At 59.6% G+C, this 24630-nt stretch carries 19 protein-coding genes; 7 read left to right on the forward strand and 12 right to left on the reverse strand.

Annotated elements, in window-relative coordinates; genetic code table 11:
* Positions 1-3: 3 nt before the first annotated feature.
* Positions 4-945, reverse strand: coding sequence for a zinc ABC transporter substrate-binding protein (locus QPJ95_RS23675; protein ID WP_270919757.1), 942 nt, complete (start codon positions 943-945; stop codon positions 4-6).
* A gap of 99 nt (positions 946-1044) precedes the next feature.
* Between QPJ95_RS23675 and QPJ95_RS23680 the strand changes: the two genes are divergently transcribed.
* From QPJ95_RS23680 to QPJ95_RS23690, 3 genes are read left to right on the forward strand one after another with little or no spacing between them, the layout of a single operon-like run.
* A complete protein-coding gene (locus QPJ95_RS23680; RefSeq protein ID WP_270919756.1) occupies positions 1045-1527 on the forward strand; it encodes a transcriptional repressor in 483 nt (160 codons plus the stop codon).
* Positions 1524-2276, forward strand: coding sequence for an ATP-binding cassette domain-containing protein (locus tag QPJ95_RS23685; protein ID WP_270919755.1), 753 nt, complete (start codon positions 1524-1526; stop codon positions 2274-2276). The genes QPJ95_RS23680 and QPJ95_RS23685 overlap by 4 nt, the downstream gene beginning before the upstream one ends.
* Entirely contained in the window at positions 2273-3079 is an 807-nt protein-coding gene (locus tag QPJ95_RS23690; protein WP_270919754.1) for a metal ABC transporter permease, read from the forward strand. Before QPJ95_RS23685 ends, QPJ95_RS23690 begins: the two co-directional genes overlap by 4 nt.
* A gap of 17 nt (positions 3080-3096) precedes the next feature.
* Here QPJ95_RS23690 and QPJ95_RS23695 read toward each other — a convergent pair whose 3' ends face one another.
* Complete coding sequence (locus QPJ95_RS23695; protein ID WP_270919753.1) at positions 3097-5376, reverse strand: response regulator; 2280 nt, start codon at positions 5374-5376, stop codon at positions 3097-3099.
* Positions 5377-5398: 22 nt separating this feature from the next.
* Positions 5399-6187 (reverse strand): PhnD/SsuA/transferrin family substrate-binding protein, encoded by a 789-nt coding sequence (locus tag QPJ95_RS23700; protein ID WP_270919765.1) that lies wholly within the window; start codon positions 6185-6187, stop codon positions 5399-5401.
* Between the two features lie 515 nt (positions 6188-6702).
* Between QPJ95_RS23700 and QPJ95_RS23705 the strand changes: the two genes are divergently transcribed.
* Complete coding sequence (locus QPJ95_RS23705; protein WP_270919764.1) at positions 6703-10557, forward strand: PEP/pyruvate-binding domain-containing protein; 3855 nt, start codon at positions 6703-6705, stop codon at positions 10555-10557.
* Between the two features lie 76 nt (positions 10558-10633).
* On the opposite strand, the gene QPJ95_RS23710 is transcribed toward QPJ95_RS23705, so the two are convergent.
* From QPJ95_RS23710 to QPJ95_RS23730, 5 genes are all read right to left on the reverse strand, one after another.
* Entirely contained in the window at positions 10634-12055 is a 1422-nt protein-coding gene (locus QPJ95_RS23710; protein WP_270919752.1) for a mannose-1-phosphate guanylyltransferase/mannose-6-phosphate isomerase, read from the reverse strand.
* Between the two features lie 16 nt (positions 12056-12071).
* On the reverse strand, positions 12072-13034 hold the full coding sequence (fcl, locus tag QPJ95_RS23715) for a GDP-L-fucose synthase (RefSeq protein WP_270919751.1): 963 nt from the start codon (positions 13032-13034) through the stop codon (positions 12072-12074).
* Between the two features lie 4 nt (positions 13035-13038).
* Positions 13039-14160, reverse strand: a complete 1122-nt coding sequence (gmd, locus tag QPJ95_RS23720; RefSeq protein ID WP_270919750.1) for a GDP-mannose 4,6-dehydratase — start codon at positions 14158-14160, stop codon at positions 13039-13041.
* A 97-nt stretch (positions 14161-14257) separates the two neighbouring features.
* On the reverse strand, positions 14258-15535 hold the full coding sequence (gene tviB, locus QPJ95_RS23725) for a Vi polysaccharide biosynthesis UDP-N-acetylglucosamine C-6 dehydrogenase TviB (RefSeq protein WP_270919749.1): 1278 nt from the start codon (positions 15533-15535) through the stop codon (positions 14258-14260).
* Between the two features lie 71 nt (positions 15536-15606).
* A complete protein-coding gene (locus QPJ95_RS23730; protein ID WP_270919748.1) occupies positions 15607-16290 on the reverse strand; it encodes a hypothetical protein in 684 nt (227 codons plus the stop codon).
* 553 nt (positions 16291-16843) lie between these two features.
* Between QPJ95_RS23730 and QPJ95_RS23735 the strand changes: the two genes are divergently transcribed.
* Together QPJ95_RS23735 and QPJ95_RS23740 are read left to right on the forward strand one after the other, a co-directional pair.
* A complete protein-coding gene (locus QPJ95_RS23735; RefSeq protein WP_270919747.1) occupies positions 16844-18148 on the forward strand; it encodes an AAA family ATPase in 1305 nt (434 codons plus the stop codon).
* Positions 18145-19263: a ParB/RepB/Spo0J family partition protein gene (locus QPJ95_RS23740; protein WP_270919746.1), complete on the forward strand. Its 1119-nt coding sequence runs from the start codon at positions 18145-18147 to the stop codon at positions 19261-19263. The genes QPJ95_RS23735 and QPJ95_RS23740 overlap by 4 nt, the downstream gene beginning before the upstream one ends.
* Positions 19264-19341: 78 nt before the next feature.
* Here the strand turns inward: QPJ95_RS23740 and QPJ95_RS23745 are convergent, their stop codons facing one another.
* Complete coding sequence (locus QPJ95_RS23745; RefSeq protein WP_270919745.1) at positions 19342-20379, reverse strand: OmpA family protein; 1038 nt, start codon at positions 20377-20379, stop codon at positions 19342-19344.
* Between the two features lie 184 nt (positions 20380-20563).
* Between QPJ95_RS23745 and QPJ95_RS23750 the strand changes: the two genes are divergently transcribed.
* Positions 20564-22048 (forward strand): caspase family protein, encoded by a 1485-nt coding sequence (locus QPJ95_RS23750; protein WP_270919744.1) that lies wholly within the window; start codon positions 20564-20566, stop codon positions 22046-22048.
* A 198-nt stretch (positions 22049-22246) separates the two neighbouring features.
* Here QPJ95_RS23750 and QPJ95_RS23755 read toward each other — a convergent pair whose 3' ends face one another.
* The 3 genes from QPJ95_RS23755 to QPJ95_RS23765 are packed head-to-tail and all read right to left on the reverse strand — an operon-like array spanning position 22247 to position 24623.
* Positions 22247-23809, reverse strand: a complete 1563-nt coding sequence (locus tag QPJ95_RS23755; protein ID WP_270919743.1) for a DUF4384 domain-containing protein — start codon at positions 23807-23809, stop codon at positions 22247-22249.
* Complete coding sequence (locus tag QPJ95_RS23760; protein WP_270919742.1) at positions 23806-24213, reverse strand: ExbD/TolR family protein; 408 nt, start codon at positions 24211-24213, stop codon at positions 23806-23808. The genes QPJ95_RS23755 and QPJ95_RS23760 overlap by 4 nt, the downstream gene beginning before the upstream one ends.
* Complete coding sequence (locus QPJ95_RS23765) at positions 24210-24623, reverse strand: ExbD/TolR family protein (RefSeq protein ID WP_270919741.1); 414 nt, start codon at positions 24621-24623, stop codon at positions 24210-24212. The genes QPJ95_RS23760 and QPJ95_RS23765 overlap by 4 nt, the downstream gene beginning before the upstream one ends.
* Between the last annotated feature and the right edge of the window lie 7 nt (positions 24624-24630).

Consider the following 24630-nt stretch of genomic DNA (forward strand, 5'->3'; position numbering starts at 1 on the left):
GTGCTAGGGGCAACCCGCCATCCGCTGTCCCAGATCCAATAACAAGGCCGGGTAAAACTGCGGCCCCAGCGGGATTTCCGTCCCCATCGGGTCAATCACTGCCGTCTTGGCCCCGGTGCCATCCAGCACTGCCGCAACCAATCCCGGATTGAACTGTGGTTCCGAGAACACGCAGCTCACCCCCAGCTCCGCCACCGTATCCCGCACCTCGACAATCCGCGCCGGGCTGGGAGAGCTCGCATCCCCCAGTGAAATGGCCGCCAATGCCGACAGCTCAAAACTGGTCTCAAAATACTGAAAGGCATCGTGGAAAACTACAAATCCACCGTTGCGCAGCGGCGCCAGAGCAGCGTCAATGGTGACCACAGCCTGATCGATTTCGGCCCTGCCAGCCGCAGCATTTGCACGATATGTCTCGGCGTTCACCGGATCAAACTGCGCCAGTTCAATGGCGATCAGTTCCAGCCACAGCTTGCCATTCTCTGGCGCTAGCCAGGCATGCGGATCAATGCCCTCATGGCCGTGAGCGTCATCATGCCCGTGATCATCGTGCCCATCCTCTTCGGTCTCACTGTCATGGTCGGCAAACCGCGCTCCCTCGCGAAACGGCAGCACAGTTATCCCGTCGCTATCCAGCAGCTCTATCACCGTTGCATCCCGCGCCAGCGTTTCAACCGATCCCTCCAGCCAAGGGGTCAGACCCTCGCCCATCCAGATCACAAAATCCGACCGGCTCAGCGCCATCGCCTCGGACGGTCGCATCGAATAGCCATGCGGCGAGGCCCCCGGTTGCATCACCAGATCCGGGGTGCCAACCCCCATCATCACCCGCGCCACCAGCCCATGCACCGGCGCGATGTCAGTGGCTACACGCGGCACCTCCGCCTGCCCTGCGCCGGTGAATAACAGGCTGGCCGCAATTGTAATAAGGGCTGTTCGGAACATGGAGTGCCTCATGTGATTTTATAACATTACGAGGCTTGTTAAATGTCATACTATAACATATCAAGCGATAAATGACCTGACCCAGCGGAGACGTGAAAGATGGGATCCATCGGCTTTACCACCCACGACCATGCCACCTGCATCAGTGATTGCGTTGCCGCCGCCGACCAACGCTGCCTTGAACAGGGGTTGCAACTGACTCCGGTGCGCCGCCGGGTGCTGCAAATCCTGCTGCAACAGCACCAGTCGCTTGGGGCCTATGACATCTTGGACCACCTGCGCGAAGAGGGCCTGGGCTCGCAGCCGCCAGTGGCCTATCGGGCGCTGGATTTTCTGGTCAAACACGGCTTTGCCCACAAAATTGAACGGCTGAACGCCTTTATTGCCTGCACCCACCCCGGCGACAGCCACGCGCCCGTTTTCATGATCTGTCGTCAATGTAATGCGGTGGCCGAGACCCATACCAACCTGAACGACGGCCAGTTGGGACAGCTGGCCCAAGAGGCCGGGTTTCAGATCGAGGGCACCGTGGTCGAGGTCGAGGGCCTGTGCCCGAAATGCCAGGACCTCCCCGCATCATGAGTCTGGTCACCTTAAAAGACCTGAGCATCCGTCACAGCGGCAATCCGGTCTTAACGGATGTCAATTTCAACATCACCAAAGGTGAGATCGTCACTTTGGTCGGGCCAAATGGCTCGGGTAAATCGACGCTTTTGCGGGCCATCATCGGCGCCCTACGGCCAAGTTCCGGCCAGGTGATCCGCGCGCCCGGGTTGCGCATCGGCTATGTGCCGCAAAAACTGCATATCGACGCCACCCTGCCCCTGACCGTGCGCCGTTTTCTGAGCCTACCAAAACGGGTGTCCAATTCTGTGGCAGAACAGGCCCTCGACCAGGCCGGAGCGGGCCAACTGGCAGGCCGACAGATGTCGCGCCTGTCTGGCGGCCAGTTTCAACGGGTTCTGCTGGCCCGCGCATTGTTGTGTGATCCGCAATTGCTGATCCTAGACGAGGCGACGCAGGGGCTGGATCAGCCCGGTTCCGCCGCGTTTTACCAGCAGATCGAAACCGTGCGCCAGCAATTGGGCTGCGCCGTCCTGATGGTCAGTCATGAATTGCATGTGGTGATGGCGGCTTCTGATCGGGTGATCTGCCTGAATGGCCACATCTGCTGCGAAGGTGAGCCCGAACATGTGGCCTCGGCCCCCGAATACCGCGCCCTGTTTGGCACCGGAACCCAAGGCGCACTGGCGCTGTACCGGCACGAGCACAATCATTCGCATGACAGCGATTGCGGTCACGACCCCCACAGACACAAGGCCGCAGAATGATGCTATTTGACAGTTTTCTGATCTACCCGGCGCTGGCCGGTCTTGGGGTTGCCATCGCTGCGGCGCCGCTGGGCTGTTTTGTGGTCTGGCGCCGGATGGCCTATTTTGGCGACGCCACCGCCCATGCCTCGATCCTTGGGGTCGCCCTGGCGCTGAGCTTTGAGATGTCGATCTTTGCCGGTGTGCTGATTGTGGCCCTGTTGATGGCCGCCACTGTCTCAACCCTCAGCAATCGAGGCTATGCCATGGATACGATATTGGGCGTACTGGCCCATTCGGCGCTGGCCTTCGGCCTGGTGGCAGTGTCATTTTTGCAAGGCGTGCGGATTGATCTGATGGCCTATCTGTTTGGCGAAATTCTGGCGGTGGATCTGCTTGACCTCACGGTGATCTGGGCCGGCGCCCTGCTGGTGCTGACCTTGCTGTGGTGGCGCTGGTCGGCCTTGCTGACCGCCACACTGAACCCGGATCTGGCCTATGCCGCAGACATCGACCCGCGCCGCGAGCAATTGGTGCTGACTTTGGCGCTGGCGCTGGTTGTCGCGGTGGCCATCAAGGTTGTCGGCGTGTTGCTGATCGCCGCATTGTTGATTATCCCCGCCGCGGCAGCCCGCCCCTTTGCTGCCACCCCGGAACGCATGGCGCTGATGGCCGCCGCTATTGGCGCGATATCCGCTCTTGGCGGGTTGCAACTGGCCTTTGTTTTCGACACCCCCACCGGGCCAACCATTGTATGTCTGGCGGCGATGTTGTTTGCCCTGTCCAGTGTCGCCAGCCTGCTGTTTCGCGGCAGCTCCGCCTGACGCCGCCCTCTGGAGAATCAGGTTCCGGTTCTTAATACATCTCCGGTTGCCAATATCTTTTCAATGGCACCCCACAGAGCCTTTTTATTGATCGGTTTGCTCAGAAACCCATCCATGCCGACCTGCAGACATCTCTCCTTGTCTGCAGACATAGCATTGGCGGTCAGCGCAATGATCGGACAATGGTCAAGGCGATCTGCAGCCTCAAGCTCGCGGATGATCAACGTCGCTTCCAAACCGTCCATTTCCGGCATCATCATATCCATCAACACCACGTCAGGACGCGAGTCGCGGTACATTTGAACAGCTTCGAGCCCATTGGCCGCCACCAGAATTTCAGCCGGTACATCCTTTAACATCTTGCGCACCACCAGTTGATTGATCTTGTTGTCCTCAGCCAGCAGCACCCGCAATGTCTTGCTCCCCTGGAAGTCTCTCACCGGGTCGGGGCCGGGATCAGCCTGCAGCGGAGCCAGGTGCAAAGACCGGCTGATCACACTGTGCAACTGCGCCGACCGTACCGGTTTCAGGGCCAGCTCATAGGGGCCAAGCATCCGTTTTGTTTCTGCATCCAGGGATTGCTCGACTGACGACAAGATCACCAGAGGCAGGTTCGCATGTTCAGGAATAGCGCGGATCCGACAGGCCAGTTCCCGGCCATCCATACCCGGCATCTGGTAGTCCTGCAGCACCAGATCAAATCTCTCACCGCGGGCCCGAGACGCCGCCAAAATCTCCAGAACTTCCCCCCCCGAAGACGCCAGAGTACAGTGCATGCCCCAGGTTGTCAGCCGCTCGAAAAGGATCGTGCGGTTCAGCTCGAGGTCATCAACAACCAGAACTTTCAACCCTTTCAGGTCAAGATTATCAGCCCAGACAGGTTCGCAATTTTCACCGCTGGCCAACAACGGCAGATGCATTGTGAACACCGAACCTGCCCCCGGATTGGACTGGGCCGAAATCGATCCTCCCATCAATCGCAGCAGCCGTGTGGAAATCGCCAAGCCCAGACCTGTGCCTTCAAAATTCCGGGTTGCGGCACCGTCCACCTGCTCGAAAGCATTGAAAATATGCTCCATTTTATCTTCAGGAATGCCAATTCCGGTGTCGGTGACAGTTATGGCCAAATCACAGAGATCACCGTTCATGCCGCCGGAGACATCAATAAAAACATACCCGTCCAAAGTGAACTTAACCGCGTTGCCAAGGATATTGGTAATCACCTGCCGAACCCGGCCCACGTCACCCTCAAAAACCGCCGGCAGATCGGGGTCATACCGCAGGGTAATTTCCACCCCTTTTTCGACAGCCGTCGGCGACAGCAATGTCACCACGTCTTCCATTGAGGTCTGGAGATTAAAGGTGCAAGATTCCAGCTTCATTTTACCGGACTCAATCTTTGAGAAATTGAGGATATCATTGATGATGGTCAACAGCGCCGCGCCGGATGTGGCGATGGTCTCCGCATACATCTTCTGATCTTCGTCCAGTTCGGTCTCCAGGATCAGTTCCGCCATCCCAATCACCCCATTCATCGGAGTGCGAATTTCATGGGACATATTGGCCAAGAACTCGGACTTGGCCCCATTGGCGACATCCGCGGCCTCGCGGGCCTGCTCCAGGGCAAACTCGCGTTCGTCTCGTTCGACAAAGGTATCCTCCATGACCCCAACCGAAAAATTCAGCGCCGAGTACTCTCGCGAGGCGTACCAGGGCAACCGCATGGATGGTCGCTTCAGGCCGGAAATCGCATCTGACATCCGTTGATGGATCATCTGCAGCGGCCGCATCGCCAGCATATGGATCAGGTACAAGACCAGCAGCGACAGCGCCGCAACCGTCAGCACTGTCCACAGAATCGTCTGATGTACCCTTTGTTGCAGCATGATCTGGCCTTCGGCGGTGGACCATTTGACAACCATATGGGCAAAAACCATGCCTTCCCATTCAATTGGCCGATCATACAACACAAAACTTCCGGGTTCCCCCGCCGCCGCCGTCCGGGCCGCCGCAATGACTATCCTGTCTTCATTCAGGATCTGGATTGTCAAAATATTGGGATTGCGCGCAATGGCCTCGGTCAGGCCGGTTTCCAGCACCGGCACGTCCTCGACAATAATGGCATCCAGCATCAGGCCGCCCAGCAAGGAGACCGTGAGATCCGCCTGCGCAGACAGTTGCTGCGTCATTCTCTGTGTCTCGTAGCGACGTGCCAGATCACCGACGACCCAGGCGACCAAAGAGGCCGCCAGCGCCATCGACACTACAATTTGGAAAAGGATACCCGTTCGCTTCATCAAAGAATGTCTTTCATGCTCTTTAAAATAAGGTGCTTCGGGTCATTGCTCGGCGGACAAAATCGAAATCCGCATCGGTGCCCTCCAAAAATCCGTTTTTCGAAATCTGGCGCACGATCTCATCGTTCTCAGACGAGAGCATGACCCGTCGCATGGCTGCCACAATCCGGGGCGGCACATCTGCACTGGCCAGCCAGGGTTTGGTGACATTATCAAACGACACCAGCTCCCGAATGGGGACTCCTTTGGCAACCAGCTTCTTGTAAGTGCTCTCTTTCAGGGCGCCAGCAGAGAACCGGCCGGCCCCCACTGCTTCGCCAACCAGATCATGGCGACCAAGGTAGGCAAAATCCTGCAGCGCGGCACTGCTGATGCCAGCCTCCAGCAGATGGGCCTGCGCCAGGTAGCGGCCAATCGTCGACAGCTCATCGCCAAAGGCAAAGCTGCGTCCGGACAATTGGTCCAGCGATTGAATGTCGCTGTCCGCATGAACCACGATGACACCTTTGAAACGCTTGGCGCCATTTTTGGATTCCATTGTCACCAATTGAACGCCCGAATTTCGCGCCATGACATGCACATAAGAGGCTGGGCCAAAACGGGCGAAATCCACCTCGCCACTGGCCAGCTGGTCAATCCCGGCTTGGTATTCCTTGGCGATTTTCATCTTGATGGTGACCGTTTCCCCCAGCTCCATGCTCATCCGTTCGGCCAGGAACAATAGGAACGGGCGATATTGCCGAACTGTGTCGGTTGGTTTGTCGGCGGCATAGGTGCCAAAAGTCAGAGTCAGATCTGCCTGGGCAGTCATTGGCAGGGCACTGAGCCCGGCGGCAATAGCAACAGCCCCGAGCTGGGCGGCCAAGCGACGTTTGGGCAAGTAACGACTGATTTTTCGAACAATGGAAAATACAAAGGTCATAACGTTTCCTCAGGTTGCAAGTCTGCCACTTAATCCAGTTGATTCCCAAACCCAACCTGATCACACCAATTAGAAGATAAGGTTAACTTGATCCAAATCCCCCCCCAATTTGCCGCTTTGAGTGATTTCTTCTGGTCCGTTAACCAAACGGTAAGATTCATGACGTTTTCATGACAACTTGACATAAGTTTTATGGACCGGCGCAAAATCGACCGGCGCGGACACACGTGAAAAATTACATTGAACCCTTTCTCCTGCAGTGGGCTACCCGGTTCAGCCGTGCAATTGCGGCTGCCGCCGCAGCGGTTCTGCTGCTGCCCGCCACCGCACACGCAATCCCCTCACCCGAACTGGTGATCGGCTCCGTCTCCTCCCTGGGGCAGGTGCTTGCCGTTGGCTTTGCGATGCTTTCAGGCGTCGGCGCACTGGTCGCGACAAAGCTTGGCTTCGCGCCCAAAAAGGGCGGAGCCGCATTGCGTTACCCGGTCCGGCTGATCGCAACCCTGGTCCTTTTTGCAGGCGGGCTATTGGCCCTAAACTACTGGCAATACACAAAACAGGCCTCGACTGAACTGGCCCGATTACAGGCCACCCTGGTGCGACCGGCACAGTTTTCCGGCACTTCGATCAAGGATGCCACGCTGAAGGAAACCAGCTTTTTAAAGCAAGAGGATCATCCGTTGGCGATTTCAACCCGGGAGGCAGCTGCTTTGCTAGAGGGCGGTGTTACGCAGTTTTACGATGTCCGTGAAACAGGCGAAAACGCCATGGGCACGCTTCCGGGTGCAACCCACATCCGGTTCCCAGATTTCCTGCAGTCGCAGCCGGTGACCGGCAATCAGCCCGTCGTTCTGTTCTGCCACAATGGCAACCGCAGTTCGGAAACCTGCGAAAAACTGGCTGCAATGGGTATTGACTGCCGCTTTATCTCAGGCGGTATTGAAAAATGGATTGTTGAGGGCAACGGCTTTAGCGACGCGCAGGTCAAATCGCTGTCCGACCTGCGCGCCATTCCAGAATACCCAGGCAAGGACGTCTTGCTGGGCACCGATGATTTCAAATCACTGCTCGACACCGAAGCCCTGCAGATCGTCGACACCCGCTATCCCGGCGACTTTGAAACCGGCCACCTGCCGGGGGCGGTGAACATCCCCATTCGCGCCCTGCCAACGGACGAGCTGATGCGTCGCATTGAGGCGCTGGACCCCAGCAAACCCACCATTGCCGCCTGCTATGATCGCCGCAGCTGCTTTATGGGTCAGGTGCTGGGGCTGGAACTGGCACAAAAAGGCTTTGATTTCCGTGGCCGCTATACCCTGCCGTGGGAGTTCTTTATTCCGCCCGCACCAAAACCGCATATTCAGGACTGGCAAGCGGCCCAACAGCTAGGCCTGTGGGATCAGGCTATATCTGCCGTTGCTACCGGATTGCTGTGGATCCACGCGCGCAGCCATATCCTGCTGGGGCTATTGGGTCTGTCACTGCTGACCCGGTTGCTGATCCTGCCGGTGGCGCTGAAATCCGAACGCGATCAGATCACCACCGCCGCAACTGCGGATGAGCTGAAGGCCGTCAAGGATAAGCTGACCGGCGATCCGGTCCGCAAGGCCCGCGCGGTGCAGGCCTTTTACGCAGACAAGGGGCTGACCCCGATGCGCAACCTGACGGCGCTGCTGTTCCTGCCGGTGATGATGATCGGTGTATCCGCTGCCCAACAGGCCAGCACCACACTGCAAATCCCGTTCCTGTGGATGTCGGATCTGGGCCAGCCCGATCCCACCTTTATTCTGCCGCTGCTGTTCACCGCGCTGGCCGGGATCTATCTGGCCTGGGCCGTGGCCAAGACCCCACGCCAGACCATGCTGTGGCTTGGTCTTGGCATGCCGGCGCTGTTTGCCATGGTGTTTGCCCTTGGTGCAGCGGCCAACGCCTATTTGTGCTGCAGCCTGACGCTGCTGCTGGTGCAACGCGCCTATGTCACCGGCCTGTTCAGTCGCCTGCGCCAAGCTCTTGCGGTTCGCTCACACAAGACCGCGCTGCGCAGCCTGCCGCGTGGTGTCATCCCCATGGGCTATAGCGAGGAACTGGCAAGCTCGGGCAACAAAGCTCTGCGGCTGTCGATCCTGAAAAACGCCGGCCTGCCGGTGCCCGGCGGTGTTGTGGTTCGGTCTGAGGCGATTGCCGATCTCCGTCAGATGTCTGCTGCCCAAAAAGATGCATTTGCGGCGCAAATCTGGCGTCTTGCCGGTGAAAAACCCTGTGCGGTGCGCAGCTCGGCCAGCAACGAAGACGGCGCCGATCAAAGCTTTGCCGGGGTGTTCGATTCCGTGCTGGATGTGACAGCTAACACCATGCGCGATGCGCTGGACCAGGTGGTCGCCAGCTTCACCTCTGACCGCGCTGCCAGTTATGATCTGGGCGCCACTGACGAAAACGCGGGCAATATTCTGGTGCAGCAGATGGTGCAGTCGGAATACGCCGGAGTCATGTTCACCCAAGACCCCACCGCCCCCGGTATGGTTATGATCGAATGGGTCAATGGCTGTGGCGAGGACCTGGTCTCGGGTCGCGTCACCCCAACCTCGCTGCGCTTTGGCCGCTATACTGGCATGCCCGCCGATGCCGAGCAGGATCAGACCCTAGACCTGGCCCCACTATTGGAATTAGGCCGCCAGATCGAGCAGACCTTTGGCTGCCCCCAAGACGTGGAATGGGCCTATGCCGATGGCCAGTTTCAGATCGTCCAAAGCCGCGACATCACTACGCTCAATCTCGGCTCCGAGCAGGAAAAAATCCGTCTCGCCGAATGGCGCGGCGTGTTGGACCGCTTTGCCGATGCCGATCCGGATCGACCCATACTGGAACAGGATGAAATGTCCGAGGTGCTGCCGCGCCCCACCCCGCTGTCCTTCTCGCTGATGGGGCGCATGTGGTCGCCCGGTGGCAGCGTCGATCTGGCCTGCCGTCAACTGGGAGTGCCCTATGGCCTGCCCGAAGGGCCGGATGGCCATATGGTCAACCTGTTTGGCAAAACCTACGTTGATGTGGCGCTGAAACAGGGCATGACGCTGAACGTCAGCACCTCCAAGGCCAAACAACTGCGCAAGCAGGCCCGGCCGATGGTCGAGACGTTCCGGGGTGAAGTGATGCCCGAACTGGCCGCGCAATTGGCCCTGTGGCAGGCGGTGGATTATACCGCCCTGCCGCTGCCCAAGCTGGTTGAGACCATCGACACGCTGCAACAATTGCTGGTGCAGGACATCTATGTCGAAGCTGAAAAGATCAACATTCTGGCCGGTTTCACCATGGGCGAGGCCAGTGCGGCAGCGCAAGACAATCCCGCCCTGCGCGCGCAGCTGATGCAGGCTGCACTGCCCAATGCGCCGTCTAGCCTGATCGCCAGCTGCAGGGGAAAATCCGCCCAAACACGGGCGTTGCAACTGATGGGCCACCGCTCAATCTTTGACTACGAGCTGAGCTCGCCGCGCTATATTGAGGCCCCTACCCTGCTGTGGTCGCTGCTTGACACCACGGCAGACCTCGCCCCCACGACCCCGCCACCTGCAAATCTGCCGGGAGAGCTAAGCGAGGTGCTGGAACTGGCGGTGGCCTTCCAGGATCTGAAGGAACAGGCCAAACACGAAGCCCTGCGCGTGGTCTGCGAAATTCGCCGCGCTGTGCTGGCCCTTGGCCGTGTCACCAAACTGGACGCGTTGATCTTTCACCTGACACTGGATGAGTTGCTATCCGCTGACTGGAGCCAGCCCGAGGCTCGACAGACGGCGCAAATCCGCAAGGATCAGGCCGAGCTGCGCCAGAAATCGGCCCCCACGGCGGTCAGCCTGACCCTGCGCGACTGCGAAATGCTGTCACTGGGCAGGCTAGCTCAAGCAGGCGATGACAGCCTTGGCGGCACCTGTGTCTCGGGCCAGCAAAACGTCACCGGGCGGGTGTTCTGGGTCGAGGACGAAAGCGCCATTGACCCGGCCACATTTGACGGCTTCAGCGATGGGGACATTCTGGTTTGCCGGATGATCAACCCTGCCTGGCTGCCAATGGTGCAGCGCTCCGGCGCGGTGCTTTCCGAGGTCGGCGGCTGGCTCAGCCATATGGCGATTGTTGCCCGCGAGAAAGACATCCTGATGCTGGTGGGCTGCAAGGGGCTGGATCAACTGGAGACCGGCAGTCGGATCAAGGTCAGCAATGACGGCACCATTGAAATGGCTCAGATCACCGAGTTGAAAGTTGTCTCGGCCTGACCTTTGAAACAAAAATGGCCCGCCTGCCAGAGTGGCGGACGGGCCATTTAGACCAACGACCTAGAGCCCAGCCCCTTTAGCTGCGCGCATAAACATCATCGTAGCGAATGATATCGTCCTCACCCAGATAGCTGCCGGTCTGCACCTCGATCAGCACCATCGGCAGTTTGCCGGGGTTTTCCATTCGGTGCACCGCGCCCAGCGGGATATAGACCGACTGGTTTTCCGTCACCAGTTTCACCTCACCGTCCACCGTCACCTTGGCGGTCCCTTCAACCACGATCCAGTGCTCAGAGCGGTGATGATGGCTTTGCAGGCTCAGCGCCGCACCGGGATGCACCACGATGCGCTTGACCTGGAACCGCTCGCCCACCACTAGGCTCTCAAACCAGCCCCAGGGGCGGTGATCCTTGGGAAAGGCGGTCGCCTGAGCCGCCTGCTTCTCTTTCAGCGCCGCCACTGCCAGCTTCACGTCTTGCGCCCGGCTGACATCCGCCACCAGCACCGCATCCGGCATCGCCACGGCAATGATGTTCTTCAGCCCGATACCGACAACTTCCAGGCCCGCGTCCTCGGACCTGAGCAGGCTGTTTTCGCAGTCGATCGCGGTGGCATTGGGCGACAGCACCACGCCATTCGCATCCGGCCCGGCCTCGCGCCAGACCGCATCCCAGCCGCCCAGATCGGACCAGCCGGCGGCAAAGGGCACAACGGTCAGGTTATCGGCCCGCTCCATCACCGCATAGTCAATAGAGATATCATCGGCGCCGCCCCAGGCCTGTGGATCCAATCGCAGGAACCCAAGATCGGGCTGCCCCTGATCCACCGAAGCCTGCACCGGATCCATCAGTTCTGGCGCATGGGTGCGAAACGCATCCACAATCGTCTGCACCGAAAACAGGAAGATACCGGCGTTCCACAGGTAGTTGTCCGCCGCCAGCATCTGTTCTGCCGTCTCGGCATCGGGTTTCTCGACAAAGCGCTTCAGCCCAATGGCCCGCGGCGAGAAATCACCCGCGTCCCCCTGCAGCTCCAGATAGCCATAGCCGGTTTCGGCGTGGGTCGGCTTGATACCAAAGGTCACCAGCTGCCCCTCACGCGCCGCCGCCTCACCTGCTGCCACCGCAGCGCGAAAGGCTGCGGCATCGGGCACCACGTGATCTGACGGTGCCACCAGCATCAGCGCCTCGGGGTCGGTCTTTTGCAAATACAGCGCCGCCGCCAGAATAGCCGGAGCGGTATTGCGGCCCTCGGGCTCGATCAGAATGGCACCGGGATCAATGCCTACCTGCGCCAATTGCTCGGTCACGATAAAGCGAAAATCCGAGTTGGTCAGCACCAAGGGCGCGCCGTAGCCATCCCCGGCCAATCGCTGCGCCGAGGCCTGAAACAGGGTCGTCTCCCCCAACAGTGGCGAGAATTGTTTTGGGTAGCTTTTACGCGACAGCGGCCAAAGCCGGGTGCCAGAGCCGCCGCAAAGAAGAATGGGGGAAATCATAAAACGATCCTAACCGCTATTTTTGACGTAATTCGTCCGTGTCTAAAGTTAAAAACCAATCATAAGTGCCCTTGATGCCGTCCTCTAGCGCAATGCTGGAGTGCCAGCCCATCTGGGCCAAGCGCGACACATCCATCAGTTTACGCATGGTGCCATCAGGTTTTGAGGCGTCTTGCGTGATCTTGCCAGTAAATCCGGTGATACCTGCAACCATCTCGGCCAGCTCTCGGATGCTGATATCACTGCCCGAACCGACGTTGATGTGGCTCAGCATGGATTCGGTATTGGCGGCATAGATTTCGGCGTCCAGACCCAGCACAAACAGGCTGGCTGCCGCCATGTCATCCACATGCAGAAACTCCCGCCGGGGCTTGCCCGATCCCCAGATCACCACCTCGTCAGCACCAGACTGCGCCGCCAGGTGAAAGCGACGGATCAGCGCGGGAAGCACATGGCTGTTCTCGGGGTGAAAATTATCACCGGGCCCATAAAGATTGGTCGGCATCACCGAGCGATAATCCGTGCCATATTGCCGGTTATAGCTCTCGCACAGCTTGATACCGGCGATCTTGGCAATGGCATAAGGTTCGTTGGTGGGTTCCAGGGGGCCAGTCAGCAGCGCCGCCTCAGCCATCGGCTGATCGGCCATTTTTGGATAGATACAGGATGATCCAAGTTGCAGCAGTTTCTGCACCCCAGCCAGATAGGCGGCGTGGATCACGTTGCACTCAATCATCAGGTTTTCATAAATGAATTGCGCCGGATAGCTGTTGTTGGCGACAATGCCACCCACCTTGGCGGCCGCCAGAATCACCTGATCGGGTTTCTCCTCGGCAAAGAACGCCTGCACTGCTGCCTGATCGGTCAGGTCCAGCTCAGCACTGGTGCGGGTGATCAACTGATGATCACCTTTCGCCTGCAACTGGCGCAGGATGGCACCGCCGACCATGCCGCGATGGCCTGCCACATAGATCCGCATGTCCCTACCCCTCGACCGCGACCGGAAGGTCCATACCGTGCTGCTGCAACAGCGCGTGACGGCGTGCAGCTTTCAGATCCTCGGCCGCCATTTCAGCGCACATCTCTTGCACGGTGATTTCAGGCACCCAGCCCAGTTTCTCCTTGGCCTTGGCCGGATTGCCCAACAGGGTTTCCACCTCGGCGGGGCGGAAATACCGCGGGTCAATCCGCATCACCACATCGCCGACGCTCAAAGCCGGGGCATTATCACCGGCAATTGCAGCAACCGTTGCGATCTCGTCTAAACCACTGCCCGAGAATTCCAGCGTGATTCCCAGCTCTTCGGCTGACCATTGCACAAACTGGCGCACCGAATACTGCACCCCGGTGGCAATGACAAAATCCTCAGGCGCGTCTTGCTGCAGCATCATCCACTGCATCCGCACATAATCCTTGGCATGGCCCCAGTCGCGCAACGCATCAATATTGCCTAAGTACAGACAGTCCTCCAGCCCCTGCGCGATATTGGCCAGCCCACGGGTGATCTTGCGGGTGACAAATGTCTCACCGCGGCGCGGGCTCTCGTGGTTGAACAGGATGCCGTTGCAGGCATACATGCCGTAAGCCTCGCGGTAGTTCACGGTGATCCAATAGGCGTACATCTTGGCCACGCCGTAGGGGCTGCGCGGGTGGAACGGTGTGGTCTCCGTCTGCGGGGTTTCCCGCACCAAACCGTAGAGTTCCGAGGTCGAGGCCTGATAGAACCGGGTTTTTTTCTCCAGTCCCAGAAAGCGGATCGCCTCGAGCAGCCGCAGGGTGCCCATGGCATCCACATCGGCGGTGTATTCGGGAGCATCAAAACTGACCGCTACATGAGACTGCGCCCCGAGGTTATAGACCTCGTCCGGCTGCACCTCCTGCAGGATCCGGGTCAGGTTGGAGCTGTCGCTGAGATCACCGTAATGCAGTTTAAAACGGGCATGATCGGTGTGGGGATCCTGATAAATGTGATCCACCCGCTGGGTGTTGAGCGAGCTGGCGCGGCGTTTGATGCCGTGCACTTCATAGCCTTTTTCCAACAGAAGCTCCGCTAGGTAAGAGCCGTCCTGACCGGTCACCCCGGTGATAAGTGCTGTTTTGGTCATTCAGTTGCCAATCGTTAATCTGTCCCGCAGCCCGGGTAGGCATCAGGCATGCCACTGCCGCGGCGGCAGTTCAATAGCCGCCCCCAAAGAACAAGCTCTAAAGGCGCAGGTCGGATTGTTCCGCAGATAAAACATATTTCAAATCATACACCACCGCACCGGAACGGCCCAGAGCGCGAATCTCTGCCTCACCCATGGCGCGGAATTCGTCATGCGCCACCGCCAGAATAATGCCCTCATAGTCGCCCTGCTTCGGATTCTGAACCAGATCCAAGCCAAACACCGCCTGCGCATCGGCGGCGGCGACATTGGGGTCATGCACATCCACCGCGACGCCAAACTCCTCAAGCCCCCGCACCACATCAATCACCCGGGTATTACGCAGGTCGGGGCAGTTTTCCTTGAACGTCAGCCCCAGCACCAGCACCCGCGCATCCGCCATCTGAATACGACGCTTCAGCATCGCCTTGATCATCTGCTGAGCCACATACGCGCCCATACCATCGTTCAACCGCCGTCCGGCCAGCAGGATTTCGGGGTGATATCCCACCTGTTCCGCCTTGTGGGTCAGGTAATAGGGATCGACCCCAATGCAATGGCCCCCCACCAACCCGGGGCGGAACGGCAGGAAATTCCACTTGCTGCCCGCCGCCCTCAACACCGCCTCGGTGTCGATCTCCAGCCTGTTGAAAATCTTTGCCAGCTCGTTGATCAGCGCGATGTTGATATCGCGCTGGCTGTTCTCGATCACCTTGGCGGCCTCGGCCACCCGGATGCTCTCGGCGCGGTAGGTGCCGGCGGTGACAATCTCATTATACAGCGCATCCACCCGATCCGCGGTTTCCGGCGTCGAGCCCGAGGTCACCTTGACGATTGTGGTCAACCGATGGGATTTATCGCCGGGATTTATCCGCTCGGGGCTATAGCCCACATGGAAATCCCGGTTGAATTTCAACCCGGACTGCGCCTCGAGGATCGGCACGCAATCCTCTTCGGTGGCGCCGGGGTAAACGGTGGATTCGTAGATAACGATGTCCCCCGGCGCCAGCACCCTGCCCACCAGCTGCGACGCCTGTTCCAGCGGTCCCAGATCGGGGCGGCGGCTGGTGTCAATCGGGGTTGGCACGGTGACGATATAGATGCGGCAATCGGCTATTTCCGTGACATCGCTGGTAAAGCGCAGTTGGCGGGCCTGTGCCAGTTCATCCGGGGCTATCTCGCGGGTCAGATCCTGACCGGCGTTGAGTTGATCAATGCGGGCCTGATTGATATCAAAGCCCACCACATGGCGCTGCTTGCCAAATTCCACAGCCAGCGGCAGCCCGACATAGCCCAGGCCAATCACACAGATCCGATCCTCCGCCGCATTGCTCATTTCTTGCTACCTCTTGATCATCGGATACGCCTGCCGTCTCTCCTATAAGTCAGCGTCAGCCACCGCAACCATCAGGACACCACCACAATATCACTGACATCCGGGTCTACATCACGACAGGCCGCCAACAAGCGTGGGATCAGATGTGCCATCACATAGGTGGCATGGAACCGGCTCGGGGCGATCAGCGTCAACCGCCCGCCTGCTCTGCCCTGCCGGGTCAGGGCCTGAACCCATGCGGTATAGCCTGCCGGATCCTCCGCATGCATCAGCCCCTTGGTCAGGCTCCATTCACTGCCATCTGACAGATCCGGCGCTGGCGCCGGGCTGCTGACCGGCAGTGGCACCACATTGCTGGGTACTGCATCATCGCCGCTGAGGCGCTGTTCAAAGTCCGGCCCTACCGCGGCCCAGATATCCTGGGTGTCGCTGAGAATACGCTCAAGATTGATGCCGTATTCACTGACCCGGCCGCGATAGCCCTGACGTTTGACCACCAGCCAGCCCAGAGCCCGCAGCTTGGCCATCTCGCGCTTTACGGTGCGTTCATCCACATGCCACATGCGGGCCATCTCGCGCTGACCCACCGCCAGCTCATCCCGGCTCCAGTTGTAGCGGGCGGTGATCAGGGTCATGAGTCGCAGCACCAACCGTTGCTTGCCCTTGTCGGAGGCCAGCGCATGCGTTCCCAGCGCTGTGAGGATATCATATTTGATAACCGAAGCATTGCGCCCGGCGGGTTTACTAGCAAGCATCTCTGCCCTCGTGTTAACATCCTGCGCAGCCGCAGGTCTGTACCTCAGATGTCCCGGCATCACCGGCCAGGATCATGGTAGACTGATTTGCCACTGGCTGGCTCTTGGCTGTGTCTCCAACCGGGCCAACTCAGCGCTATTCGTCACCGTTGCCTGATTTGCGTCCTTTTGCTTGATTCTGTCAAGCCCTCTGTGATTTGTACGCTGACCCTAATCCCTATTTCAAAATATTTATTGGTATTAATGGTATTGGGGGACATGCTGTCTGTCCCCTATTGGCGCAAAAATGTCCCCCAATATGCGGTGTGGGGGTAAATCATGTCCCCCTAAATATGCCCTTTATATCAAGTGTTTCGAATCGCTTACGGCAGATCGCTGCGAATCGCTCGGGCCCCTTTGAATCCGCTATACAGGGCTGCGTCCCCGCGGGGACGGAACACCTCATTAGACGATAATAGCTTTTGCGTTTTTTGCAAATCCGCCGTAAATACCCAGTAAGGCGGAATTTGCGTCCACATAAAACGCAAACGTCGAGCAGAGATGAGGATCGTAAATGTTTACCCACCAAGACCTGTCACAAATGCAGGCCAAATCGCTCAAGATGCAAAGCTGGATCAGGCAGCAGACTTTCTCGCCCGAGATGGAGAAAAAGCTGCGTCGCTTTTCCAGCTGGGAGGTGGCCGAGCTGATATTCAAGGTCAACCAATCCACCCTGCGCGGTCGCCTAGCTGCCGACCCCAGCCTGCCTCAGGGCCAGGTCGAGGCCGACGGGCGGCAGCGCTGGTATTCGCTGGAAGAGATCAACGAGCTGCGGCGCCGCATCAAGGTGAACCGCAAGTCGCTGATGCCGGACCGTCCGGCGGGCAAGCGGGCGCTGCGGGTGGCGATCTCCAACTTCAAGGGCGGCGCCGGCAAATCCACCGTGGCGCTGCACTTTGCCCATGCCGCGGCGCTGGACGGCTACCGGGTGCTCTGCGTTGATTTTGATCCGCAGGCCACATTGTCCCATTCGATGGGGCTGAACGACGTGACCGAGGATTATACCGTCTGGGGCATCATGGCCCGTGATCTGGTCCGCGAGACCGAGCGGATGAACGCCACCTCTCAGGGTGCCGAATCCGGCGCCGCCCTGCCCCACCGTCGCCTACCCGAGGCGATCACCGACATGGGGTTGCAGGATCTGCGGGTCAGCGATTTCATCAAATCCACCAGCTGGCCCACCATCGACCTGGTGCCCAGCTGTGCCAATGCCGCCTTTGTTGAATTCGCCAGTGCGCAGTATCGCCACCTCAATCCTGAATGGTCATTCTTTGCGGCGGTGTCGCGCTATCTGGATCAGATCCCGGCCGAGGATTACGACCTGATGATTTTCGATTGCCCGCCGGCCATTGGCTATCAGTCAATGAATGCGGTGTTTGCTGCCGACATGCTCTATATCCCCTCCGGCCCCGGCTATTGGGAATATGATTCCACCACCTCCTTTATCGGCCAGCTGTCCGAAGCCCTGGAGGATCTGTCGGCGTTCAACGGCATTGTCCCCACCGGGACAGCCACCCTGCCCAAGGTGTTTCAGGATGTGCGGTTCCTGCTGACGCGTTATGAATCGGGCAATGATCTGCACCGGGCCATGCGCGATGCTTTTGGCAATGTGTTCGGCGAACGACTGGCCGAACACCCGATTGAAATGACCCGTGCGGTGGAGCAATCCGGCCGCTTCCTCAGCTCGATATACGAGATAGACTATCGCGATATGACCCGCGAGACTTGGCGCCGGGCGCGGGCCTCCTTTGATCAGGCCTACAGTGAATTCAAGACCAATGCCCTGTTGGCCTGGGATGGGTTGGAGGATGAGACATGAGCAAGCGTCGCGTCTTTGACATCAACTTCCCCAGTGCCCCACCCGAAGCCGCAGCCCCCCCTGTCCCCGCGGGGACAGAGCCGTCACCCGTCGCCGAACCCCGGCGCGGTCCTATGGCCACCGCGATCTCGGAAAATGCCGACGCGCTGCGGGTGCGGGCGGATGCAGAACAGAAAATCCGCGCTGAAAACGACCGGTTGGCGCATGAGTTTGTGCGGCTGAAAAAGCTGGGACTGATGGTGGATCGGATTCCGCTGGACCAGATTGAAACCACAAAACTGACTCGCGACCGCAGTTTGACCCGGGATGTGGATCTGGACGAGCTGATCACTTCGATCCGCAGTCTTGGCCTGTCCAACCCCATTAGGGTTGAACAGGATGGCGATGGCTATCAGCTGGTTCAGGGCTTTCGTCGTCTGGCGGCTTACCGGGCGCTGTACGCCGAAACCGGCGACGCGCTATATGCGACAATCCCCGCTGGGCTGGTGGCGCAAGGGGAAACCCTGCAGGGCCTGTACCGCCGCATGGTGGATGAAAATCTGGTGCGCCGGGATATCTCCTTTGCGGAAATGGCCCAACTTGCGCTGTCTTATATGCAGGACGACGCCACCGAGGCCACCACGTTGGAGCAGGCTATCAGCACGCTGTATGTCTCGACCGGTCGTCAGAAGCGCAGCTACGTGCGCCATTTTGCCGAATTGCTGGAATGGCTCGGAGAGGATCTGCGGTTCGCTGAAATGATCCCGCGCGCGCTGGGTCTGGATCTGAAGAAACGTCTAGGCGATGACGGCGATCAGCAGGCGGCGCTTCGGCGGAAACTGCAAGAGGAGCAGCCGCAAACGGCGGAGCAGGAATTGGCCATTCTGCGTGCTGGCTTGGATCGGTCGGTGCCCCGTGCGGCCAGATCTCCGGCCAGATCTGCAGCCCGTGTGGACAGCGCCAAAACCACCCTGCGCTGCACTGTCCCCGCGGGGACAGTCCGCTGTCTGGCGCGCAACGGACGCATTGAGATGGCCATGGAGAAAGACTTCTCGACCATTGACCAGCGCCGTCTTGAGGGGGCAATTGCAGCCTTTTTTGAGGCCCTCGATAATGCGCCAGAGGATGACTCCTAGGCCATTCTATCGGTGATATCGCACATCGGGTAACCCATGCGGGTTACCCGACTGGTTGTCGCCACTAGGGCAGGCGGCTTAGTTCACTACTGAGAATTCGATACGGCGGTTCTTGGCCCGGTTCTGCGCGGTGTTATTGGGCACCAGGGGCTTTGTTTCGCCATATCCGGCTACATTCATGCGGGCCTGGGCAATTCCTTTGGCCTGCAGGTAATCCGAGACCGCGGTGGCGCGTTGCTGGCTCAATCCCAGATTCCACGATGCCTTGCCCTGACTATCGGTATGGCCGCCAATTTCGATGACCAGATCCGGGCAACGGCTGACGACGTCATAGAGCGTGTCCAACAGGGCTGTTGAGCTGGGCTCGAGCCGGGCCGCAGACGGGGCAAAATTGATGCTGCCCGTGCGGGACAGGATTTCAAAGCGACCAATACAGGCGGTGCGGTCAAAATTGCCTTCGGTCTCCATTGCCGCTGAGGCGGTCACAACAGGCGTTGCCGGCGGCGGCGCAGATCCGGGGGCGGTGCGGTCAAAGGTCAGGTTCAGGCTGACAATGGCCAGCGGCGTGATCGTCACCCCCGCCGCCTCTTCCAGTTTTGCCCGTCCGGGTTCTAGCCCGAAATCCTTCATCAGAATGGGGATCGGCTTGACGGTGGCGACGTTGATCCGGTCATTCGACAGCAGAGAGACGATGACAGGTGCCGTCAATTCAGCCTTAACCCCATGTAATGACAGCGAAAATGGCAGTGTTACTTCTTTTCGGCGCAGGTCTGACAGATCGCCCAGGATTGCGGCGTCCAAATGCGTGGTGATGATAGCTTGCGGGTGCAAAAATGTTTCGAAAAACAAAAAACGCATCCGCACGTTGCGCAGATCGACTTTGGTATCAACCGAATCCAGCGCGATGGTCAGCACCGCGGTGCCGTCTTCGCTGATCTGGCCATTGACAGTGGCAAAGCTGTTTGTCTCGGCAATATGGCCCTTTTTGATCGACATATAGGTGATGTTCGACGCCGCCTGATCCAATTGCCAGCCGTTTTCAAAAGGGCTCTGTGCCAGCAGAAACCCTGGCCAAAAGATGAGCAACAACGCAGAGAGAGATGGAAATAGCCGCATGAAGAGACCTCTTTCTAAAAATTTTAAATCCAACCTCGACGAAAAAAAGTCAAAGCACAAACTTAACGGGATATATGTATACTAACAGGAAACTTGCGCCCCAAGGCAAGGAGCGCGATAGTTTGCCAAATAATTTCCGGCAGCTTTTTGTGCTGCCATCGTCAATTTGCTTGGAGATTTGTCTGTGAAAAAAGTCTGGTGGATCTTTCGACTGCTGATCCTGTGTGCGGCTGTCCCATTTGGCTGGGGCAGCCGCGCCAATGCCGAAGAACGGCTGGCGCTGATCTTTGGCAATTCCTCTTACGGCTCGGTGGCGCCGTTGGACAACCCTGTGAACGATGCTGAACTGATTGGGCAGGCTTTGACCCAGGTGGGGTTCAGGGTGACCTTGCTGAGCGACGCAAGCCAGATTGATATGAAACGGGCCATTGCCCAGTTTGGCCGCGATCTGCGCAAGGCCGGCAGTGATGCCACCGGGCTGTTCTATTACGCCGGTCACGGGGTGCAAAGCTTTGGCAACAACTACCTGCTGCCGGTAGATGTGACGCTGTCGGATGCGGCGGATCTGGATCTTGTCGCGGTGGAAGCTCAGTCGGTGCTGCGGCAGATGGCCTCGGCGCGCAACCGCACCAATATCGTGATCCTTGACGCCTGTCGCAACAATCCGTTCAGCGACATTTCCGAGCTGAACGACAATGGTCTGGCCGAGATGAAGGCGCCCACCGGCACCTTTCTGGCCTATGCCACCGCGCCCGGCAGTGTGGCGCTCGACGGGCAGGACCAAAACAGCCCCTTTACCAAGGCGGTGGTCGAGCAGATTTTGGTGCCCGGTCAGCCCATTGAACAATTGTTCAAACAGGTACGCCGGTCGGTGCTGAAGCAAAGCAACGGATTGCAGACGCCCTGGGATGCCTCCTCTCTGGTCAGCGATTTCCGGTTTGTCGAAAAGCCGGAGCAGCCCACTCAGGCCCAGGCCGGCGAGTTGCAGGTCTGGCAATCGGTGCAGGCCACCCGCGATCCGGTGCAACTGACACTGTTCCTGCGCGGATATCCGGACGGCGACTATGCCGGTGCCGCCCGTCTGTTACTGTCCGAGGTGATCGCCGCGGAACTGGCCCCTCCGGCCACCGACCCCGTTGCGCCGCCAGGTGACACGGAAAACCTGCTGTTCCAGTCGGCTCAGGCCGATGGCAACCTGGCAGCCTATGAGGCTTATCTGAAAGCCTACCCGGACGGAACCTACGCGGAAATGGCCCGATCAGAAGTGATGGCGCTGAGCAAGGGAAGCAGTGCAGATCCGCTCGCCGGACCAGATGAAGGGACTGTGGCGGTAGCCACCGCCGCGCCCTCTCCGCTACCAACACAACCCGAGGCGGGGCCCGTTACCTTTGCCAGCCCGCTGGTTTCGGGTCTGGATCCCGTCTCGGGCAAATCTCTGGCCGAGCTGATCACCGGCTCACCTGAATTTCCGCCAATCGAAGGCCTGCCCGAGTCTTATTGGAAAGATCAGACATGCTCGAATTGTCACCAGTGGAATCGCGAGCGGTTGTGCGACCAGGCAAATGCCTATCTCAGCCTGACCATGCAGCGGTCGCTGTCCAAACAGCACCCCTTTGGCGGCGTCATGAAACGCGCCCTGAAAAGCTGGGCCACGGGTGGTTGCCAATAGGACGAGCCTGTCGGCCTAAGACAATCAATACTCCCGCCCGTCGTTGGCCTTCTGACGAAGGCGCGCCTTCCGTTGGGCGTGGCACCGCGCTTGCGCGGTGCCACGCCCAAGGCCGCCAAGGTGGATCAACGCAGTTGGGGCATCTGCGGGCGCGGGAGAGGTTTGAGCAGGATTTGAATGAGCCGGGCAGCCATGCCGCTACTGCGCAGTTGTGGTGACAAAGAAATACACCCATTCGCCTTTGAAGCCGGGGTAGGTCGCGCGCGTTTCGGTGACGCGCTCGGACAGCCAGCTCAGATAGCCGGCGGCCTCTTCACTGAGCGGGCGCACCCCGGGATACAGCGGATGCGAGGCGGCAAAGGCCACTGCGATTTCCTGACCATAGGGCGGGCCGACGGTGATTTGCAGGCCACTGTCCGCAGCTGTTTTGGCGCCCACCCGCATGCGGCTTTGCGCCGTTGTCAGGCTCAGCGGCACCGCGTCATTGGGGGTCAGGTGCAGCACTGCACCTCCTGCATCGAAATAATCCACATAGACATAGGCATCATAATCGGGCGCGGTCAGATCAAAGAACATGCGCTCACCCTGAACATAGTCCAAGACCTGCGCGTGGGTGTCAGAGCCGATCAGCAGCGGATTGGTGATCTGGTCGGTGCTTTGCGGCAAGCCGACATTTGAAATGCCCGCCAGCGCGCCACATTGCGGCCGGGGCAACAGTTTCATCTGGTCCGAGACGTGGATATCGGCGCCCATTTGTGCCTGCAAAGCCGCCAGCACCGGCGCGCGCAATCCGACTTCTGGCAGGTGGCCGCGCAGGGCCAGGGTGGCGGTTTCGGGATCAAACTGGACCTGCAATCGCGAACAGGGCACCGCCGCCAGAATGCCACCCACGCCATCGCGCAATGTGTCACCCGTGGAGGCGATGTCGCCGGGCCTCATGAAGCTCTGGAAGGCGGCCAGAGACACCGGATCGGCCTGGTCTGCGCCCGCGCCGGAAAAGGCCAGCGCGGCCTTGATATGGGGCACTTCGGGGTCTGACAGGGCTGCTTTGACCGGGGCAGGGGGGTGCTCGGCCACAGCTGTTGGTTCGGGCTCTTGTTGCGGGCTGGGCTTGCTGTCCGGTTGGGTCAGCGCCAGCGGCTGGGCATCAGGGGGCAGTTGCAGAGTTGCCGTGCTGGCGGCAGCTGCGGGGAGCACGGGTCGGGGAACAGGGATCAGAGAGGCCGCAGTGCTGGGCTGCACCGAGGTCGCGGTCAGCGGCGGCAGGGCAGGGTGCGCGGTCTCGCTCGCCTGTGATACCACCAGCGCCGCTGGTTTGGCGGCAACCGGATTTGGCGCCGTTGCGGCCGCTAACTGCGGCGATGGAAGAGGGCTTGGAGGCATCGCATTGACCCGTGTTTCCAACGGCTTGGCCTGCGGTGGAGGGTCCTGTTTTGCGGTGAGTGCGGTGCTGTCAGGCTGGGCCTGGGCCAGCTGAGAGCCCTTTGGCGCGATGCTCTGGGCTGTTGACTGTGGCACCGCCCCAGCAGCGACGGCTTCGCCGCCTGCCTCGCTTTGCGCGGCGGGATCGGCCGCGGGCCGCTGCGGCACCGCTTCGGTGCGGGGAACGCGATAAGACTGCAACTGCAGCTCACTTTGGGGGCTGGGCTGTTGGTCCACCGGATCGGGTTGCAGGGACCACAACAACACGGCGGCAAAACCCAGATGCGCCAAGACCGAGCCAGACAGGCCAGCAAACCATATGGCCGGGTGTCGTGTCATTGGTCGCGCTCGGGGGTGACCACCAGAACCACATCGCGTATTCCCAGCGTCTCGGCGCGGGTGACATAGGGCAGAACATGGCGCAGCTCGGCAGCGCGGTGGGCGTTGATACGCAGGCGCAACTCGGGTTGCCGTTCCAGCTGTGCACTCAGCGCCGCATCCAGATCTAGCTTGCTGATGTCGTCGCCATCCAGCGCCAAGGCGCCATCGGCGGCAATCGCCAGAGTGATGCCGCCGGCCGGCATATCCCGCCCGGTCTGGGCGATCGGCGGGCGGACCTCAAACGGCGCGGTGGCATCCATGCGGCCGATCAGCATGAAGAACACCAGCAGGAAAAACACCACGTCGATCAGCGCCACGATGGTTTCCGACTGTGCGGCGCGTTTGGGGCGGGTCAGCTTCATCGGCGTGGCTCCAGCCGCAGCACCCGCAGGTGCTGCACCCCAGCCATTGCGGCGGCATCCATCACTGAAATCAGCGCTTGGGTCGGCGCCGCGCCCGAGGGCAGGATCAGCACCTGCATCAGCGGTTCCTCGGCCAGTTCCTGCACCAGCCGCAGGCCAAGGGCGGTGGCATCAAGCGGGGTGCCCTGCACCACCATCGCCCCATCGGCGCCAATGCGGATCATGACCGTTCCCTCTGGCGTAGCCGAGGCCTGCGCCGCGCCAGCCTCGGACGGGCGCACAGCGGGGATCATGTCGAGGTTCAGATAGGTCGAGGTGACCATGAAAAACACCAACAGGATCAACATCACGTCGACCATCGGCACCAGCGAGATCAGGGCCCCGGCATGGGCCGGACGCTTGAGGTTCATGGGAGAC

The organism is Parasedimentitalea psychrophila (assembly GCF_030285785.1).
Taxonomy (GTDB): domain Bacteria; phylum Pseudomonadota; class Alphaproteobacteria; order Rhodobacterales; family Rhodobacteraceae; genus Parasedimentitalea; species Parasedimentitalea psychrophila.

Excerpts from the sequence above, each read along its gene's own strand:
- gmd (WP_270919750.1), bottom strand. The coding sequence starts at position 14,160 with ATGACCAAAACAGCACTTATCACCGGGGTGACCGGTCAGGACGGCTCT.
- QPJ95_RS23680 (WP_270919756.1), top strand. The coding sequence starts at position 1,045 with ATGGGATCCATCGGCTTTACCACCCACGACCATGCCACCTGCATCAGT.
- QPJ95_RS23755 (WP_270919743.1), bottom strand. The coding sequence starts at position 23,809 with ATGACACGACACCCGGCCATATGGTTTGCTGGCCTGTCTGGCTCGGTC.
- QPJ95_RS23735 (WP_270919747.1), top strand. The coding sequence starts at position 16,844 with ATGTTTACCCACCAAGACCTGTCACAAATGCAGGCCAAATCGCTCAAG.
- QPJ95_RS23730 (WP_270919748.1), bottom strand. The coding sequence starts at position 16,290 with ATGCTTGCTAGTAAACCCGCCGGGCGCAATGCTTCGGTTATCAAATAT.
- tviB (WP_270919749.1), bottom strand. The coding sequence starts at position 15,535 with ATGAGCAATGCGGCGGAGGATCGGATCTGTGTGATTGGCCTGGGCTAT.
- fcl (WP_270919751.1), bottom strand. The coding sequence starts at position 13,034 with ATGCGGATCTATGTGGCAGGCCATCGCGGCATGGTCGGCGGTGCCATC.
- QPJ95_RS23765 (WP_270919741.1), bottom strand. The coding sequence starts at position 24,623 with ATGAACCTCAAGCGTCCGGCCCATGCCGGGGCCCTGATCTCGCTGGTG.
- QPJ95_RS23685 (WP_270919755.1), top strand. The coding sequence starts at position 1,524 with ATGAGTCTGGTCACCTTAAAAGACCTGAGCATCCGTCACAGCGGCAAT.
- QPJ95_RS23760 (WP_270919742.1), bottom strand. The coding sequence starts at position 24,213 with ATGAAGCTGACCCGCCCCAAACGCGCCGCACAGTCGGAAACCATCGTG.
- QPJ95_RS23705 (WP_270919764.1), top strand. The coding sequence starts at position 6,703 with ATGCTTTCAGGCGTCGGCGCACTGGTCGCGACAAAGCTTGGCTTCGCG.
- QPJ95_RS23700 (WP_270919765.1), bottom strand. The coding sequence starts at position 6,187 with ATGACTGCCCAGGCAGATCTGACTCTGACTTTTGGCACCTATGCCGCC.
- QPJ95_RS23710 (WP_270919752.1), bottom strand. The coding sequence starts at position 12,055 with ATGATTTCCCCCATTCTTCTTTGCGGCGGCTCTGGCACCCGGCTTTGG.
- QPJ95_RS23690 (WP_270919754.1), top strand. The coding sequence starts at position 2,273 with ATGATGCTATTTGACAGTTTTCTGATCTACCCGGCGCTGGCCGGTCTT.
- QPJ95_RS23675 (WP_270919757.1), bottom strand. The coding sequence starts at position 945 with ATGTTCCGAACAGCCCTTATTACAATTGCGGCCAGCCTGTTATTCACC.
- QPJ95_RS23695 (WP_270919753.1), bottom strand. The coding sequence starts at position 5,376 with ATGAAGCGAACGGGTATCCTTTTCCAAATTGTAGTGTCGATGGCGCTG.
- QPJ95_RS23740 (WP_270919746.1), top strand. The coding sequence starts at position 18,145 with ATGAGCAAGCGTCGCGTCTTTGACATCAACTTCCCCAGTGCCCCACCC.
- QPJ95_RS23745 (WP_270919745.1), bottom strand. The coding sequence starts at position 20,379 with ATGCGGCTATTTCCATCTCTCTCTGCGTTGTTGCTCATCTTTTGGCCA.